Source organism: Winogradskyella sp., from assembly GCF_003712105.1.
Taxonomy (GTDB): Bacteria; Bacteroidota; Bacteroidia; order Flavobacteriales; family Flavobacteriaceae; genus Winogradskyella.
The window spans coordinates 137,362-153,938 of sequence record NZ_RHLG01000005.1; the positions used below are offsets into that span (position 1 = coordinate 137,362).

General features: G+C 32.9%; 16 protein-coding genes. 1 reads left to right on the forward strand and 15 read right to left on the reverse strand.

The annotated features are described in order from the left end of the window. Positions 1-9: 9 nt before the first annotated feature. The 11 genes from ED556_RS12035 to rsgA all read right to left on the reverse strand — a co-directional run bounded on the left by ED556_RS12035 (position 10) and on the right by rsgA (position 11,815). Positions 10-816: a hypothetical protein gene (locus ED556_RS12035; RefSeq protein WP_296324110.1), complete on the reverse strand. Its 807-nt coding sequence runs from the start codon at positions 814-816 to the stop codon at positions 10-12. Next, a complete protein-coding gene (locus tag ED556_RS12040; RefSeq protein WP_296324113.1) occupies positions 803-1,366 on the reverse strand; it encodes an RNA polymerase sigma factor in 564 nt (187 codons plus the stop codon). Before ED556_RS12040 ends, ED556_RS12035 begins: the two co-directional genes overlap by 14 nt. 136 nt (positions 1,367-1,502) lie before the next feature. Next, positions 1,503-2,480, reverse strand: a complete 978-nt coding sequence (locus ED556_RS12045; protein WP_296324115.1) for a polyprenyl synthetase family protein — start codon at positions 2,478-2,480, stop codon at positions 1,503-1,505. Positions 2,481-2,570: 90 nt separating this feature from the next. Then, a complete protein-coding gene (gene rlmN, locus ED556_RS12050; RefSeq protein WP_296324119.1) occupies positions 2,571-3,611 on the reverse strand; it encodes a 23S rRNA (adenine(2503)-C(2))-methyltransferase RlmN in 1,041 nt (346 codons plus the stop codon). A gap of 104 nt (positions 3,612-3,715) precedes the next feature. Beyond that, a complete protein-coding gene (gene queA / locus ED556_RS12055; RefSeq protein WP_296324122.1) occupies positions 3,716-4,765 on the reverse strand; it encodes a tRNA preQ1(34) S-adenosylmethionine ribosyltransferase-isomerase QueA in 1,050 nt (349 codons plus the stop codon). Between the two features lie 66 nt (positions 4,766-4,831). Then, positions 4,832-6,064: a 3-phosphoshikimate 1-carboxyvinyltransferase gene (locus tag ED556_RS12060; protein WP_296324126.1), complete on the reverse strand. Its 1,233-nt coding sequence runs from the start codon at positions 6,062-6,064 to the stop codon at positions 4,832-4,834. Positions 6,065-6,101: 37 nt separating this feature from the next. Then, positions 6,102-6,428: a nucleotide pyrophosphohydrolase gene (locus tag ED556_RS12065; protein ID WP_296324129.1), complete on the reverse strand. Its 327-nt coding sequence runs from the start codon at positions 6,426-6,428 to the stop codon at positions 6,102-6,104. A 2-nt stretch (positions 6,429-6,430) separates the two neighbouring features. Beyond that, on the reverse strand, positions 6,431-8,413 hold the full coding sequence (locus ED556_RS12070; protein WP_296324132.1) for a DUF3857 domain-containing protein: 1,983 nt from the start codon (positions 8,411-8,413) through the stop codon (positions 6,431-6,433). A 20-nt stretch (positions 8,414-8,433) separates the two neighbouring features. Continuing rightward, complete coding sequence (locus ED556_RS12075) at positions 8,434-10,335, reverse strand: DUF3857 domain-containing transglutaminase family protein (protein ID WP_296324135.1); 1,902 nt, start codon at positions 10,333-10,335, stop codon at positions 8,434-8,436. A 73-nt stretch (positions 10,336-10,408) separates the two neighbouring features. Further along, positions 10,409-10,861, reverse strand: coding sequence for a D-aminoacyl-tRNA deacylase (dtd, locus tag ED556_RS12080; protein ID WP_296324137.1), 453 nt, complete (start codon positions 10,859-10,861; stop codon positions 10,409-10,411). A gap of 3 nt (positions 10,862-10,864) precedes the next feature. After that, entirely contained in the window at positions 10,865-11,815 is a 951-nt protein-coding gene (rsgA, locus tag ED556_RS12085) for a ribosome small subunit-dependent GTPase A (RefSeq protein WP_296324140.1), read from the reverse strand. An 89-nt stretch (positions 11,816-11,904) separates the two neighbouring features. On the opposite strand from rsgA, the gene ED556_RS12090 reads away from it, so the two are divergent. Then, entirely contained in the window at positions 11,905-12,555 is a 651-nt protein-coding gene (locus ED556_RS12090; RefSeq protein WP_296324143.1) for a hypothetical protein, read from the forward strand. A gap of 50 nt (positions 12,556-12,605) precedes the next feature. Here ED556_RS12090 and ED556_RS12095 read toward each other — a convergent pair whose 3' ends face one another. The 4 genes from ED556_RS12095 to ED556_RS12110 are packed head-to-tail and all read right to left on the reverse strand — an operon-like array spanning position 12,606 to position 16,529. Then, on the reverse strand, positions 12,606-13,688 hold the full coding sequence (locus ED556_RS12095) for a bifunctional 3-deoxy-7-phosphoheptulonate synthase/chorismate mutase type II (RefSeq protein ID WP_296324146.1): 1,083 nt from the start codon (positions 13,686-13,688) through the stop codon (positions 12,606-12,608). Between the two features lie 18 nt (positions 13,689-13,706). Next, the gene (locus ED556_RS12100) at positions 13,707-14,558 is read right to left on the reverse strand and encodes a prephenate dehydrogenase (RefSeq protein WP_296324150.1); all 852 of its coding nucleotides are present in this window, start codon (positions 14,556-14,558) and stop codon (positions 13,707-13,709) included. 1 nt (position 14,559) lies between these two features. After that, on the reverse strand, positions 14,560-15,705 hold the full coding sequence (locus tag ED556_RS12105; protein ID WP_296324153.1) for an aminotransferase class I/II-fold pyridoxal phosphate-dependent enzyme: 1,146 nt from the start codon (positions 15,703-15,705) through the stop codon (positions 14,560-14,562). Next, on the reverse strand, positions 15,702-16,529 hold the full coding sequence (locus tag ED556_RS12110; protein WP_296324159.1) for a prephenate dehydratase: 828 nt from the start codon (positions 16,527-16,529) through the stop codon (positions 15,702-15,704). Before ED556_RS12110 ends, ED556_RS12105 begins: the two co-directional genes overlap by 4 nt. Between the last annotated feature and the right edge of the window lie 48 nt (positions 16,530-16,577).

The window sequence follows — 16,577 nt, forward strand, 5'->3', positions numbered from 1 at the left end:
TTGATTGATTTACTGGTCGTTACGTTTAGCAACAACAGTCTTTACGCGTTTGTAACCATCTTTTAATGTTTCATAAATCAGTGTTCTAAACGATTGTCCCATTTCGTCTTCAACGTCTTGAAGCAGCGCGTCCGCATCTACAATGGTATTTCTTTTTTTAATCTGTTTATCCATTAAAAGTTCTCGATTGGCTATTTTCAATAGCGAATCAATATCTTTGTCACTAACAGCGTATTCTTTTTGAGATTTTATTTTATCTAGCTCGGTAATAATATCTTTAATTTCTATTTCGGGTGTATTGATTACATCTCTTGAAGAGTTATTAATCACTTCATCAGTATTTGCAGGACTACTTTTCTCTTCTAAAGATGCAACTGCATCAGTATTACGCTTTGATGGTAATAGTACTTTGTATGCTTTTTTACTAGTGTTGTTTAATTTCGAATCTTCAACTTCCTCAATAGATTTGTCAGTTTTTATCTCTTCAGATATTGCAACTGCATCTTCTTGTGTTGCGTTTACTTCTTCATTGATAGTATTTACATCATTTTCAGGAGTAGTAATGACTTCATTTTTGTCCTCAACTAAAGTATTATTTATCGGTTCGTTATTTGATTTGTCAAAATATAGGATAGACAAAAAAACTAAAGCTGCTATACTTGCTGCAATACCAAACCACCAAAATGCAGTTCTCTTCTTAGACTTCTCATCAGCATCTAATCTGTGAGATAGTTTAGACCAAGCATTTGTTGAAGGCGATACCGTTCGCTTTTCTAGCTTGTCTTTTATTTGCTCTTCAAATTTAATTGGTGCCATAACTGGTCTTATTTAATTCTTTTATTTTATGCTGAAGTAATTTTCTTGCTTTAAATAATTGCGATTTTGATGTGCCTTCAGAGATATTCAACATTTCAGCAATTTCGTTATGCTTATAACCTTCAATTGCATACATTACAAATACCATTTTATAACCTTCAGGTAGTGCATCAATTAGGCTTTGAATTTCAGCTACTTCGATGTTAGAATTTATACTATCTGTAGAATTTTGTTTAAAATTTACTTCATCTACAGAAAACTCCAACTGCTTTTTACTTCTCAGATAAGATATGGCTTCTCTAACCATAATACGTCTTATCCAACCTTCAAAACTGCCTTCATTCCTAAAGTTTTTCAAATATTTAAAAACCTTAAAAAACCCATTAAGCATTACTTCTTCTGCTTGATGAACATCTTTAATATAATAACGACAAACACTTAACATTTTTGGCGAATGTAACTCGTATAACACATGCTGTGCTTCGCGATTTTGTTTTATAGCCTTAGCGATTAGCTTCTTTTCGTTATTATGAAGTTGAATGACTTTCATTCTTAGCAATTCACTGTTCAGTTTCGTTTTCTATTTATAAAGACGACTAAATTTCAGTTTTGGTTGTCTGAGCAAATTATTTTTTTCTAAAAAATTCGTAATTAGCTTAAAATAAGAGGAATATAAAGAACAAAAATTATTTTTTTCTTTCAATAACGTAGTTAACCATTAAGATTAATGCGTCTTTAAACTCAGAGTTTGGATACGCTTCTAACAGCTTTAAAGCTTCGTTTTGAAAAGAAATCATTTGTTCTTCTGCATATACCAAACCTCCATTATCTATGACATAGGCAATAACCTCTTTAACACGCTTTTTGTCTTTATTATGATTTTTTACAGAGTTAATTAACCAAGATTTTTCTTTTTTTGAAGCATTGTTAAGAGCATAAATCAATGGTAAGGTCATTTTTTGCTCCTTGATATCAATACCTGTTGGTTTTCCGATTTTGGTTTCACCGTAATCGAACAAATCGTCCTTAATTTGAAACGCCATACCTATAAGTTCGCCAAACTTACGCATGTTTTCAACTTCTGGTGAATTGGGTTTTACAGATGCAGCACCAAGACTACAACATGCGGCTATTAGCGTTGCGGTCTTTTTTCTTATAATATCGTAATAAATATCTTCTGTAATATCTAAGTGTCTTGCCTTTTCTATCTGCAAAAGCTCACCTTCACTCATTTCTCTTACAGCTACAGATATAATTTTGAGCAAATCGAAATCGTTATTATCAATAGATAGCAATAAGCCCTTAGACAACAGGTAATCACCAATAAGGACGGCGATTTTATTTTTCCAAAGTGCATTGATAGAAAAGAAACCACGACGGCGATTACTATCATCTACCACATCATCATGGACTAAAGTTGCCGTGTGAATTAACTCAATTACCGAGGCGCCTCTATAAGTCCGTTCGCTGACCTGGCCATTATTTAGCATTTTACCAACGAGAAAAACAAACATGGGCCGCATTTGTTTGCCCTTACGATTTACAATGTAGTGCGTAATCCTATTTAAAAGTGCTACTTTACTAGACATAGCAAGCCTGAACTTTTTCTCAAAAAGTTCCATTTCATAGGCAATAGGTTGCTTTATTTGTTCGGTAATTTTCACTCGATAACCGAGGTTTATTTATTTGTGACACTTATTGTCTCGAGTTGCGAGATTTCAAAGATACAATCTAATCTATTTATCTACTACCAATTAGCTTTTATTTGCTAGTTGCCCACAAGCTGCATCTATATCTTTTCCACGACTTCGTCTTACTGTAACTGTAATATTATTTGCTTCTAAAACTGAAACATACATATCCAAAGCTTTTGAATTAGCTTGTTGAAACATACCGTCGTCTATTGGGTTGTACTCTATAAGGTTAACCTTACTAGGTGCAAACTTGCAAAATTCAACCAAGGCATCAACATCTTTACGCTTATCATTAATGCCATCCCAAACGACATACTCATAGGTAATTCTATTTTTTGTTTTAGAATACCAATATTGTAAAGCTTCTCGTAAATCCGTTAAAGGAAAGGTAGCATTAAAAGGCATAATAGATGTGCGAACCTCATCTATTGCAGAATGTAGAGACACTGCAAGCTTAAACTTCACACCATCATCTGCCATTTTCTTTATCATTTTTGGGACGCCAGATGTAGAGACTACAATGCGTTTGGGTGACATTCCTAATCCTTCGTCAGAGGTAATCTTATCGATAGCTTTCAAAACATTTTTATAGTTCATGAGTGGTTCTCCCATTCCCATAAAAACAATATTACTCAAAGGTCTATCGTAATACAATCGACTTTCATTATCAATGGCTACAACTTGGTCATAAATTTCGTCAGGATTTAGATTACGCATTCTTTTTAGGCGTGCTGTTGCACAGAATTTACAATCTAAACTACAACCAACTTGAGAAGATACACATGCTGTTGTTCTCGTATCTGTTGGGATTAATACCGATTCAACCACCAAATCGTCGTGAAGTCGAACAGCATTTTTTATGGTACCATCAGAACTGCGTTGCATTTGATCAACACGAATGTGATTTATCACAAAATTGTCTTGTAACATTTGACGTGTTTTGAGCGAAATATTGGTCATATCCTCAAAACTATGTGCTGATTTCTGCCATAACCATTCGTAAACCTGGTTTCCTCTAAACGCTTTATCGCCTTGCTCAACAAAAAACGTTCGAAGTTGGTCTTTGGTTAATGCGCGTATGTCTTTTTTATCGGTTTTCATGACATTCAAAAATAGTCAAAAGCAGATGATCTTATAATAACAAAGCCTCTTGCACTTTGATTTCGTTTAGTGAACAAGAGGCTTTCAATTTTATAGTATTCTAATTAGATGATTAACATTGCATCTCCATAAGAATAGAACCTATATTTTTCTTTAACCGCTTCTGCATAGGCTTCTTTCATAAAATCATGACCAGCAAAAGCAGAAATCATCATTAATAATGTTGATTTTGGTGTATGGAAATTTGTAATCATACAATTTGCAATACTAAAATCGTATGGTGGAAATATAAATTTATTAGTCCAACCTGTATATGGGTTTAATGTGCCGCTCGAAGACACAGAACTCTCGATAGTACGCATAGAAGTTGTACCAACAGCACAAATACGCTTTTTAGTTGCAATACCTCTATTAATTACTTCAGCAGCGTCCGGTCTAATCTCAATTTCTTCGCTATCCATTTTATGCTTAGACAAGTCTTCAACCTCAACTGGATTAAATGTACCTAATCCCACATGAAGTGTCACTTCAGCACGCTCAACACCTTTAATTTCTAAGCGTTTTAATAGGTGTTTAGAAAAATGTAATCCCGCTGTTGGTGCAGCTACTGCGCCTTCTTTACTAGCGTATATAGTTTGGTATCGTTCTTCATCTTCTGGCTCAACATCTCTCTTAATATATTTAGGAAGTGGTGTTTGCCCTAATTCAGTCAGTTTATTTCTGAAATCATTATACGATCCGTCATATAAAAAACGAAGGGTACGACCTCTAGATGTTGTATTATCTATAACTTCAGCCACCAAGGTTTCGTCATCTCCAAAATATAATTTGTTTCCGATTCTTATTTTACGAGCAGGATCTACAAGTACATCCCAAAGGCGTTGATCTTGATTTAATTCTCTTAGTAAAAACACCTCAATACGTGCGCCAGTTTTTTCCTTATTACCATATAATCTTGCAGGAAATACTTTTGTGTTGTTAAGAATCATTACGTCACCTTCGTCAAAATAATCAATAACATCCTTAAACATTTTATGTTCAATAGTCTGATTAGCTCTATCTAAAACCATTAAACGAGACTCATCTCTATGTTCTGCTGGATGCTCTGCTAATAATTCTTCAGGTAGATTAAAGTTGAAGTGTGATAATTTCATAAGTACATGTAGTTTTTTTCAAGCTGCAAATATACAATCTCGACATAGGCCTTGTCAAGTAATCGGTTAATTATTTAATTGGAAACCTAAATGTTTTAGATCGGTCCAAAAATCAGGGTATGATTTCGACACTACATTGGCCTCTTTAATTATAATTGGCACTCTTAATGCTAATGGTGCAAATGCCATTGCCATTCTATGATCGTTATAGGTTTCAATTTCAATATTACTATTGATTTTATCTGAAGACAAAAGTGATAAACTGTAATCGGTAACTGTAATTTTAGCACCTAGTTTAGTAAGTTCAGTTTTTAAAGCTTCTAACCTATCTGTTTCTTTAATTTTTAAAGTATGTAATCCAGATAAATTACACTCTAGACCTAACCCAAATGCTGTAACGGCTATTGTTTGAGCAATATCTGGCGCATTACTCAAGTCTAACGAAATAGAAGACTTAGAGTCTGTTTGGGCTATTTTATTAAGTATTATAGAATTATTTACAAACGTAGTTTCTACATCAAATACTCTATAAATTTCTGCTAATACTGAATCCCCTTGTAGTGATTCTTTTTTGTATGAAGACAATTCAATACTTGTCCCTACAGGACTCATTGCTACAATACTATAAAAATATGAAGCCGAAGACCAATCAGATTCTACAACCCATGTTTTGGACTCTACTTTGGAGGCTTTAGGATTAACTGTAATGACATTATCTATAAATGTATTCTCAACATCAATTTCGTCTAACAAACGTAAGGTCATCTTTATATAAGGGACAGATGTAACTTTACCATTCAGTGTTAATTCAATGCCATTTTCAAGACGACTACCAATTAGTAATAATGCAGATATGTATTGACTACTAACATCTGCTCTGAGCTGCACTTTGTTTCGGGTTAATTGTTTACCATTTATTTTTAATGGCGGATAACCTTCATTCTCCAAATATGCGATATCAGCCCCAAGTGATTGTAATGCTTCGACTAATACAGCAATTGGCCGCTCTTTCATCCTTTTTGAACCTGTAAGTATGGTTTCTCTTCCGTCTTGAATAGAAAAATAAGCAGTTAAAAATCGCATGGCCGTACCAGCATGATGTATATCAATCACCTCAGAAATTGAGCATAAAGCTTCCTGCATTAACGTTGAATCATCAGAGTTAGATATATTATCTATATTAATATTTGGATATAATGCTCGAAGTAAAAGCAATCTATTAGATTCACTTTTTGAGCCTGTTATCTTTATTCTTGATTGATGGCTTTGTATAAGTGACTTGTGAATTTTAATATCCATATCAGAAAAAAATAGTCCCTCTTTCGAGGGAACAAAACTACTTTAATTTATCGTTATTATGATGCCTTTCGTGGTCTCGTTTCGCTTTTTTATCCATCTTTTTATCAAACGCTGTCTGCAAATCTATACCTGTCTGGTTTGCTAAACACAATACTACAAAAACCACATCGGCTAATTCTTCTCCAAGGTCTTTGTTTTTATCACTTTCCTTTTCACTCTGCTCTCCGTATCGACGTGCAATAATTCTTGCGACTTCTCCAACTTCTTCGGTTAGCTGCGCCATATTGGTAAGCTCATTAAAGTATCTTACACCATGTGCTTTAATCCAATTATCTACCGCTTTTTGAGCATCTGAAATGTTCATAATTATAATTTAGTTAATATAATTTGTTCAGCTTGTTTCTCAACTATCTTACCGTAAAATTCCTTAAAAACTTTATAATCTTCAGGGTCAATTATTGGTGTTTTTAAATCAAACTCTGTGCTTAATTGTATAAAGTTGCCATTTTGTTTTAAAATAAATGAATATTTTACATCTCCATCTTTGAACTGTATAACCTCACTTTGTGGAATTGAAGCTATCGCATACCCATTTGGCAACATTATATTTACTTTATACTTTTCTTTTATTGGCATTGAAAAATCTATTGGGTACTTACGCTCATTAAGCTTAAAAGGGTTTTCTTTCTCGACCATAAAAAGTAATGGACTAAAATACAGTTTTTCTCCAATATCATCAATTGCATCATTTAGGTTGTAGTCATAAGCCAATGATAGATTTCCATTATCCTTATGTTCTATTTGCAAGTTTGAAACTTCGAAGTCACCTTTATCTGCTTCTAGAGATTTTATTTTATCCGCTTCACTTAATCCTGAATATGTTTTTCGGTAACGCAACGCAAGATTAGAAGTTATCATTTGACGTACTTTACCAGAAATACTAAAATCATCCTCTAGTTTAACATTTAATGAAGTTGAGTATTGCGATTGTTTGCTTGGCATTAAAGATATCCAACCTGATGTCCTATCCTCTTTGATTACTCGTCCTTGCCAGTTCAAAACACGATCTGGTAATACATTTAACGGTGCAAATGGTTCTGTAGCATCCACTAATACATAACTGCCATTATCTTCAACCATGCAAATCACATAATTGAAACCATCACGGGTTGGATACAATGGTATACCATGATTTTTTGTACTTACCAATACAGGATTGGCATTTACACCTATTGACTTGAGCATAGAAATTAATAACAGATTAATATCACCTACATTTCCTTCACCTTCTTCGTACGCTTTTTTAATTCCCTTTCTGCTATACATACCATAATTACCATTCCATTTTACCTTAGACTTTATGAGGTTCGATGCTATGGCGGTTTTTTCGAAAGCATTATGGGTGTCATTAACTACAAGCGCTAAATCGTCTTTAAAGAATTTTGTCTTTTCTAATTGCTTGCCAAATGCTGAACTCTCATAAATAGATTGAGAAACTTTTACCCAAGTATTAGATATTAATTTTTCTACTATACCATTCCCATTTTTAATTTGAGTTAATTCAAGACTCAATTTTTGTCTGTAATTATTAAGATTTCCTGAATAAGCTTCTTTGATCAAAGAGGGAACATTGTTTTCCTTAATTATTACTTCATTAATGACATAATTACTTTGCTGAACGATATCATTATATTGTTTAACAGTATTAACTCCATCTCGAGATTTAAAATTGATTTTGGGAGAATATGATGACAACGTATTTAAAAGGCTGCTGTAAGTAAAATACTTATCGTAACTAAAAGTTACCTCTAACCTATTTATTGGTATTTCATACTGTAATAAAATATCGTCAACAGAAGTGTATGGCGAACTAATAGTATATTCATATTCAATAATACAACCATCTTCAATGTTTGGCATGGTAAATATGTGTTGTGATATGGCATCATTTATTTGTTCCTCAAAGATGCCATCTTTTTTAAGCTTAGTTTTTACAACTTTATTGTTTACTAAGTTGTAAGTATAGCCCTTTAAATCTCTTATTCTTTCATTTTTCACATCTTTACCCTTATACAAGAGAGTTCTTTTAGTTGCCCAATCAAATCCATTTTTATTATATATTTTAACTCTCTCTAAAATGTATCTTGTTTGCTCTAATTTGCCGTCCATATAATTATACCCAACATAAGATTTAACTTTTCTATATAATAAAGCAGCATTTGCGCTTGAATCGACAGGATGTATGTTTTCTATTAATTCTTCTTTGCTAACCTTACCAAATTTATAATCCTGAGCATTAATTGAACTAACAAAAAATGCAATACTAATTAAGGTTAATAAATGTTTCATATTGATTGCTTGGTTAATGTTTAGTCTATTTTGAGTACAATTTTTGTTTTATCTAATTTTACAACACGTTTTCTAAAATCTCTAAACGCATTATAATCTTCTTTACTAAAATCACCTTTATTCATTTTATAAAACCGTGTGTACTTTAATTTATTCCCTTCTATTTCTTCTAATTTATATTTATAGCTTCCAAACTTTGACTCAATGCTTTCTCCTTTGCTCATTGCTTCAAGTTTTATGCCTTCAGGAATAGTGATAACAAATTCATCCTTGTCCTGATAAGCACGTTGTAGTTTAAACCCTAAATTACGTTTTTCATATCTGGTAGGAATATTAGTAATTCTATTAAACATGTTTGGCATAAGAATTAAACGACTCCCACTTTTTGAAGCGTAATTGTTGGCCTTAACTTTTATCGTTTCTGTAAGAACAACCTTATCTTTATCATTCTTAAAATCAAATGAAGACACGTCCAAATTATTAATATAATCCCAATATTCTTTATAATGTAATTTTTGGTCTCTCGGTGATTTTCTTAGTAATTCCTCGTGCAAATTGTATTGGTAACCTGTGGTTTTTATATTTATATTGGCAGATATATCACCTGTTTTTGATATGTCTATAACTGCATTAGTTATTTGCTCACTATCTTCTGCTTCGTAAACTTTAGTGTGCACAATTTTACCACCTTCTGGAGTAATGAGAAGCACATCTCTATCGTCGGTGAAACCAGCTGTAAAACCAAATGGGACAGTTTGACTTGTACATTCTAAAAAGATGTTTTCGTCATTAATTGGGACACATAAAATAACATGGTTACCTTCAGTAACTGAAAATTCTTTATCTATATTTTTAAGGTCATTATCTCCCCAAACCACTGTGTAATACGATGGAACTCCAACTGCTTCAAGTAATGCTTTTGTATAATTAGTTAAGCCTTTACAATCTGAGTAACCCAATTTATCTACATCCATAGCATCCATAGGTTTCCAACCACCTATACCTACCTGCACACTAATGTAGCGTGTTTTGTCTTGCATGTATTGATATACTTGTTTTGCCTTTTGTATAGCATTAGTTGTATTTGCTGTTAAAGCTTTGACTTCATCAATGGCCGTTTGCGGAATAGCATCTGTACCAGTAATTAATTTATTATACATCCATTTTCCAAAGTCTTCCCAATTATTGTTTTCACCTTTAACACCTTCCATATTAAAAACAGTCAGCGCTGATTTTAAACTTGGAACAATATTAGTAATTCCTGGATTGTATACTTCGTACTTTATACCTGCTAAGTTTTTTGCCTTAACATGGTAGTCCGAGAGTGCTTCAATATTAAAGTTCTCAAAATTTTGTGGCTTGGTTCTAATACTAATATCAGAATTGTTTACAATTTGGTATTCCGACTCTTCGACGGAAACATAATAACCATCTATTGGATACCACTTTGGAATAAAAGCAGTGCTTCTCATTTGCACTTCTGAGGTATACTCTACTGTATATGGGTATTTTACAGGCGTATAGTTTAAATATTTTACGCGACTGTCTGAGTATAAAGTTCCGCCGCTTACAGCGCTTTCATCATTAAAGTCTCTTAGTTTTACCTTTTTAATTTCTTGACCAGATTCATTATAAATCTTGGCCTCCATTTTCTTTATTTTAGTATTATTATCGTAAGCTTCAAAGGCATTTTGATGACGATTACCATATTCATTTAAAACTGTTACAATACGTTTGGTTGAAACGAACACATCGTCAAAATCGTTGATAGTTATAATCTGTTTATCATATCTTACTACAGCATTGGCTTTTACCTTGAGCTCTATTGGTACTGTATTAGCATTATAGTAAACATCTTTTTGCGAATAAGATGTTGCAAATACAATAAGTATAAAATATGTAACTAATGATTTAATACGCATTATTGACCTAAAATGATATAATATACAATATAGTAAGCAATTTCCTATAAACAAATCTAATTGATACTAAAGGCTAGACTTTTTGTTTACTATCTATAATAATAGTAACTGGACCATCATTAATGAGGCTAACTTTCATGTCGGCACCAAATTCTCCTGATTGAATTGGTCTAGATAAATACTCTTGTAATGTAGATTTAAAGCTCTCGTAAATAGGAATTGCAATATCTGGTTTAGCAGCCTTAATATAGCTAGGCCTATTCCCTTTTTTTGTACTTGCGTGAAGTGTAAATTGACTAACAACTATAGCATCTCCTTCGCAATCTAAAATAGACTTATTCATGACTCCATTAGCATCAGGAAAAATTCTTAAACCCGATATTTTACGACATAGCCAATCAATATCCTCATGGCTATCGTCATCAACAATGCCTAATAAAATCAGTAATCCATTATTAATTGAAGCAACAACTTTATTATTAATTGTTACTGTTGCCCCAGATACGCGCTGTATTACAACTTTCATATGTTAATTCTCATCCCAATTATCGGTTCTATAATGCTCATCTTCGCCTTCTAAAATTTGCAAGTAGCTTCTATAACGTGAGTATGATATTTCATCGTCTTCAAGTGCATTTTTAACTGCACATTTAGGTTCTTTTAAATGAAGGCAATTATTAAACTTACACTCTTGTTTTAATCTAAAAAACTCAGGGAAATAATCACCAACTTCCTCCTTTTCCATATCTACAACTCCAAATCCTTTTATACCCGGTGTATCTATAATTTTAGCATCAAAACTCAAATCGAACATCTCGGCAAATGTAGTTGTATGTTGCCCTTGCATGTGTTGTTCTGATATTTGTTTTGTTCTTAGGTTTAATGATGGCTCAATTGCATTTACCAAAGTAGATTTTCCTACACCAGAATGACCTGCAAACATGCTAACTTTACCTTCCATCAGGTGTTTCACCTTGTCTATATTTTTACCTGTTTTAGCAGAAATACCAATACATTCATAACCAATTTTTCTATAAATGCTTGCCAGATATTTTACTTCAAGAAGCGTTTCATCATCATACGTATCAATCTTATTGAATACTAGCACTGTTTTTATGCTATAGGCTTCGGCAGTCACTAAAAACCTATCAATAAAACTGGTAAATGTTGGTGGATTATTTATTGTTACTAATAAAAATACAAGATCAATATTAGATGCAATTATATGTGTTTGTTTAGATAGGTTTACCGATTTGCGTACAATATAATTTTGCCGTTCTTCTATACGTTTTATAACGCCTGTTTCTTTGTTGTTTTTGGTTTCTATATCAAACTCAACAACATCACCTACAGCAATAGGGTTAGTACTTTTGATGCCTTTAATTCTAAATTTACCTTTAATTCGACATTCAAAAAACTTACCATTTGGTGTTTTTACACTATACCAACTACCGGTTGATTTGTATACAGTTCCTGTCATCTCACACAAAGAAACAATATTTCAGAAAATAATTAAAAATTAAAATAATTGTATATTTTGGTCCAACTTAATTTAAACCAAAAAATATCATGAAAAAAATTTTCCTTTTAGGAACAATGCTACTTCTTTTTTGTTCAAGTTTTGCACAAACCAATCTTTATGAAAATCCAGAGTTTGATGAAATTGCAAAGAACCATAAATCAATAGCAATTATAAAGTTTAAAACTCAGGTCAAACTCCGCCCTAAACAGATGAAAGACATGACTCCTGAAAAATTAGAAAAACTCGAACAGGCTGAAAGCGAAGGTTTGCAAGCTGGTATGTATTCTTGGTTTTTAAAACGAAAGAAAAGAGGAAAAATGACCTCAATAGAAGTTCAAGACCCTAAGCGAACTAATGCTCTACTTGCAAAGCAAGGTATTACCTATGAAAATCTTCAAGATCAATTACCAGAAGATTTGGCTAAAATTCTTGGAGTGGATGCCATAATTAATGGTGACTACGAAACTAACAAGCCAATGTCTGAAGGAGCATCAGTAGCCTTAGGTCTTGTATTAGGATTTTGGGGTTCTACGAATTCAGCAACAATAAATATGAGTGTTTATAATGGTGCTGACGCTGTTTTATTATGGAATTATAATAAAAAGGTTAGAGGCAGTTTTGGAAGTACTCCAGAAGATTTGGTAAATGTATTAATGAGAAAAGCCTCTAGAAGATTAGCTTACACTAAGAAAAAATAAATTAAATTTTAAACATAAAAAAAGCTCGCTAAAAGCGAGCTTTTTCTTTTTTAATGGTTAATAATCTTTTCCTGATGATTAATAGATTCTTGGTGAATTGCTTTAAATACTCTTAATATAAACTCTTCACTTAGATTCTTTTCTTCTCCTTGTAATATCATTTTACCCAAAATCTCATTCCAACGTTTAGATTGTAATACTGCTACGTTATGGTCTTTTTTAAGTTGACCAATAGTATCTGCAATAGTCATACGTTTCCCCAGCATTTCGATTAACTGATGGTCAACTACATCGATCTGAGTACGTAATGTGTTTATCTTATTTTTAAATTCGGTAGCCTCTCCAACTTCTTTTCTGATTCTTAAATCCTCAGTGTATTGGATTAAGGTATCAGGTGTTATCTGTTGTGCTGCATCACTCCAAGCATTATCGGGATCGTGATGAGTTTCAACCATTAAGCCATCATAATTTAGATCTAAAGCTGTTTGGCTTAAATCAAAAATAATATCTCGTCTACCAGCAATGTGTGATGGGTCTAAAATTAACGGCAAGTCCGGAAAACGATTTTGTAAATCTACTGCTATTTGCCACTCTGGATTGTTACGGTATCTCGTTTTTTCATAAGTTGAAAACCCTCTATGAATAACCCCTAAATTTTTAACATCGGCAGTATAGAAACGTTCTACAGCGCCTAACCATAAGGCCAAATCTGGGTTTACAGGATTTTTAATTAGTACAGGCTTGTCTGTACCTTTTAGCGCATCAGCTATATCTTGAACAATAAATGGACTTACAGTTGTTCTTGCTCCAATCCAAAGAATATCTACATCATGCTTTAAAGCTAGCTCCACATGGTTGGCATTTGCCACCTCGGTTGTAATTAACATCCCTGTTTCTTCTTTAGCTTTTTGTAGCCATTTTAAACCCAAAGCACCCACACCTTCAAAATTCCCTGGGCGCGTCCTAGGTTTCCAAATACCAGCTCTAAATACCGTAGCATCACTATTTTTTAGTTGGTGTGCTATATTTAAAACCTGAGCTTCTGTTTCTGCACTACATGGACCTGCAATTACAAGTGGATGTTCTAATCCAAATGCATCAAGCCAATTTCTTAATTCCTTTTTATTTTCCATTACTATTTTTTTCTTATTCTATTTAATTCCGTTTAAAATATCTTTTATATGATTTGTGTCTTCCATTTCTTTATAAACGGCTTCAAAATCGTTTTGCTCCATTAGACTTTTAAATTGTTTCAGATTATTGATGTACTCATCTAAAGTCTCTATAACATTCGTTTTATTTTGCTTAAAAATAGGCGTCCACATTGCTGGAGAACTTTTTGCCAAACGCACAGTGCTCTCAAAACCACTACCTGCCATATCAAAAATATCGCGTTCGTTCTTTTCTTTTTCAATTACCGTTTTCCCAAGCATAAATGAACTTATATGTGACAAATGAGATACATAAGCAATATGCTTATCATGTGCCTTAGGATTCATATATCGAATTCTCATTCCCAGATCTTTAAACAATTGTATTGCTTTTTCTTGAAGCTTAAATGTTGTTTCTTCAACTTCGCAAATAATGTTTGTCTTATTTTTAAACAAACCTTTCACTGCTGCAGATGGTCCTGAGAACTCAGTACCTGCAATTGGGTGAGCTGCTAAAAAATTTCTTCGGTTAGGATGATCTTTAACTTTAAGGCATATGTCTTCTTTTGTAGAGCCTACATCAAAAACAATTGCATCATCAGAAACATTATCTAATATAATTGGCAGAACAGATAGTGTAACATCGACAGGTATTGCCACAATAACTAAATCGGCATTACCAATATTATCGATGTCTGTGACTTTATCAATTATTCCAAGATTAATAGCTTCTTCTAGGTGATAGTGATTAGCATCTACACCATACAAAATAGTATCTGGGAATTTTTCTTTAATATCTAAAGCAAAACTACCACCAATTAATCCAACACCTACGACTACTACATTTTTCATTTTATCTCACTCTTGCTATTGCTTCTTCAATTACTTCTTGTTCTTGACATAATGAAAATCTTACATAACCTTCACCATTACTTCCGAAAACTGTGCCAGGAGCTATAAAGATGCTATGTTCTTTCAACACTAAATCAGTAAATTCTTCACTTTTCATATGAGGTGGTAATTTTGCCCAGACAAATAATCCACTTGTCTCATCGGAGTAAGTACAATTAAGGGCATCAGCCAATTCCCAAATTAATTTTCGACGATTTCTGTATATACTATTCAGACTTTCGAACCATAAGTTTGAACTGTTAAGTGCTTCAATTGCTCCTTTTTGGATACCATAAAACATACCTGAGTCCATGTTACTCTTTACTGTTAAAACAGCATTGACATAATCATAGTTACCTACTAACATACCTACACGCCAACCAGCCATATTATATGCCTTACTCACTGAATTTAGCTCTAAGCATATGTCTTTGGCTTGCCTATACTGTAATATACTTTTAGGTTTATCATTAAGTATAAAACTGTATGGGTTATCATTAACTATTAAGATATTGTGTCGTTTTCCAAATGCAATAACATCATCATAAAACTTGTGGGTTGCATTACTGCCAGTGGGCATATTTGGGTAATTAACCCACATTATTTTGACCTTACTTAAGTCCATGCGTTCTAAAGCAACAAAATCTGGCAACCAATTATTTTCTTCATTTAAATCATAGTACATTGGTTTAGCTTCAAGAAGATTGGCAACACTAGCATAAGTTGGATATCCTGGGTTAGGTATTAAAACTGCATCTCCTTTATTTAAAAAAGCCATTGAAATATGCATAATACCTTCTTTACTTCCCATTAATGGAAGAATCTCTGTTTTTGCACTTAGATGAACCTTGTAATGCGATTTATAAAATTCGGCCATAGCATCTCTTAGTTCCGGAAGGCCTTGGTAACTTTGGTATTTATGCGCACCGTCTTGATTTAAACTATCTTCTAAAGCCATGACTGCTTTAAAAGGTGGATTTAAATCTGGGCTACCTATTCCTAAATTTATAATAGGTTTTCCTTGAGATTTCAAGAATGCAACTTCCTTAAGTTTAACAGAGAAATAGTATTCCTGTACATTCTTTAATCGATTAGCGACTTCTATCATAACCTAGCATTTTTATATTCACCTAACAGTTTAAAATTCTCTGCCATTATTTTGATGATTGCAAGTGCTTTTTCAAAATCATTGTATGTATTAAAAGTTACATCAACAAAAAAAGCATACTTCCATGGCGTATCGATTTTTGGCAAGGATTGAATTTTGGTTAGGTTTAGTTTACAATCACTCATTACATTGAGTATTGTGGCTAAACTACCACGTTTATGATCTAATTCAAATTTTAAGGATGCCTTATTAATAGAATTTCGTTCAATTTTGGAATTTTCACGCTTAACTATTGCAAAACGTGTCTCGTTGTGTTTTATAGTTTGTATACTTTTAGCTAAAATCTTTAGGTCATATAATTTTGCTGCAGTCGCACTAGCAATTGCTGCAATTCCAGATAGATTTTGTTCCTTTATTTTTAGAGCTACTTCTGCAGTGTCTTTTGCTTCAACTAGTTTAATATGCGGAAAATCTTTAAAAAAGACTTTGCATTGTAAAAGTGCCATTGGATGTGAGTGCACTTCCTTTATTGTATCCATAGTCTCACCATGAAGTGCCATTAAATTATGCTGTACATCCAAATAGTATTCACCTACAATCTGTAAATTATTAGTATCAATTAACGCATAATTGGGGATAATAGAGCCGGCAATAGAATTTTCTAAAGCCATCACCATAGCATCCGATTTTCCAGAAAGTAAGCTCTCAACTGCATTATCAAAAGTCAATGATTCATGCACCTCTGAAGTCATATCAAAATAGTTCTCCACTACTTGATGATGAAAAGAGCCTTTAACGCCTTGTATTGCAATTGGTTTTACCATAATAAAAAAAGTCTCGACTAAATCGAGACTCTATAATTATATTTTAAT